Source organism: Pararhizobium sp. P1_E7, from assembly GCF_056405855.1.
Map to the genome: position 1 here is coordinate 1 of NZ_JBFUBH010000194.1, position 1,870 is coordinate 1,870.

1 protein-coding gene and 1 pseudogene are annotated in these 1,870 nt (G+C 59.8%); both read left to right on the forward strand.

What is annotated here, in order from left to right; translation table 11 throughout:
* Positions 1-34: 34 nt before the first annotated feature.
* Entirely contained in the window at positions 35-1,372 is a 1,338-nt protein-coding gene (gene hmgA / locus AC1D17_RS28815) for a homogentisate 1,2-dioxygenase (RefSeq protein WP_477568614.1), read from the forward strand.
* Between the two features lie 46 nt (positions 1,373-1,418).
* A pseudogene (locus AC1D17_RS28820) lies at positions 1,419-1,870 on the forward strand (fumarylacetoacetase); the annotation flags it as partial.

The following is a 1,870-nucleotide window of genomic DNA, read 5'->3' on the forward strand; positions in this document are numbered from 1 at the left end:
GGAAACGATGCACCACCATCCGCTTGCCCCTGGCATGACCCGAGCACTCACAAACACGGGCCCCCATGATGGTTACATGCCCGGGTTCGGAAATGATTTTGAGACCGAAACGTTGCCCGGCGCGCTCCCTCAGGGGCAGAATTCGCCGCAAAAATGCAGCTACGGCCTCTATGCAGAGCAGCTGTCAGGAACCGCCTTCACCGCTCCGCGAGGGCAGAACGAGCGTACCTGGTGCTATCGCATCCGCCCCTCGGTCAAGCACACCGGGCGCTTTGCGAAGATCGACGTCCCTCATTGGAAGTCTGCCCCGCATGTTCTGCCTGACGTGGTCTCATTGGGTCAGTATCGTTGGGATCCAATCCCGCATGCCGCTGAAAGGCTGACGTGGGTGACTGGCATGAGAACGGTGACGACCGCCGGCGATGTGAACACGCAGACCGGTATGGCGAGCCATGTCTATCTCGTGACAGACTCGATGATCGACGAGTATTTCTACTCCGCCGATGGCGAACTCCTCGTCGTACCGCAGGAAGGCAGGCTTCGCTTCTATACGGAGCTGGGGGTGATCGATCTTGAGCCGAAGGAAATCGCGATCCTGCCACGCGGTCTGGTCTATCGAGTCGAGGTTCTGGAAGGGCCTTGCCGCGGGTTCGTCTGCGAGAATTATGGCCAGAAGTTCGACCTGCCCAATCGCGGACCGATCGGAGCCAACTGCCTGGCCAATCCACGGGATTTCAAGTGCCCGGTCGCCGCATTCGAGGATCGCGAGGCGGCTTCACGCGTTATCCTGAAATGGTGCGGTCAGTTTCATGAGACCAGCATCGGTCACTCCCCGCTCGATATCGTCGCATGGCACGGCAATTACTGCGCCTACAAGTACGATCTGCGCACCTATTCGCCCGTCGGCGCGATCCTGTTTGACCATCCCGACCCATCCATTTTCACGGTGCTGACGGCGCCATCCGGGCAGGAGGGAACCGCCAACATCGATTTCGTCCTGTTTCGCGAACGCTGGATGGTGGCCGAGCATTCCTTCCGCCCGCCGTGGTACCATAAAAACATCATGTCCGAGCTGATGGGCAACATCTACGGGGTGTACGATGCCAAGCCACAGGGCTTTGCGCCTGGTGGCATGAGCCTCCACAATTGCATGCTCCCGCACGGACCCGACCGCAACGCATTCGAGCATGGCTCGAACGAGCCGATGGTTCCGCAATTCCAGGCGGAGACCATGAGCTTCATGTTTGAAACACGCTTCCCTCAGCACCTTACGGAATGGGCGGCCAAGGACGCGCCGATGCAGGACGATTATATCGACTGCTGGGACAGTCTGGAGAAGAAGTTCGACGGCACTCCGGGCGTAAAGCCGTAAGCAGCCCACACGTTGAGGTAAACCTCCTTAGAAATGGATTTTCAGAATGCCGCTGAAACGCAGCTGGGTCGAAGGCGCCAACGATGCCGGATGTCCTTTCCCTCTCAACAATCTGCCGTGCGGTGTCTTTTCCACCGCGGACGGTGCAAGACGTTGCGGCGTAGCCATAGGCAATCGTATTCTTGATGTGACGGCACTGGAGAAGACGGGCTTGATCAGCCTGGACGGGGGGCCGCTACTCGATCAGCCCCGGTGGAATAGCGTGATGGTGGCCGGTCCCGCAGTCTGGGACGCACTGCGGGTGCAACTAACGGAACTTCTCCAAGAGGGCGCCGCGCGTCAGGGCGCGGTCGAGGCCCATTTGGCGCCGCTTGCAGGGGCCCAGTTGCATCTGCCATTCCAGGTCGTCGAGTACACCGATTTCTATGCGGGCCGGCACCATGCCTTCAACGTGGGCACTATGTTTCGAGGGGCGGAAAACGCGCTGCCGCCCAACTG

Coding starts and splice junctions, on each gene's coding strand:
- hmgA (WP_477568614.1), top strand. CDS start 35: ATGACCCGAGCACTCACAAACACGGGCCCCCATGATGGTTACATGCCC.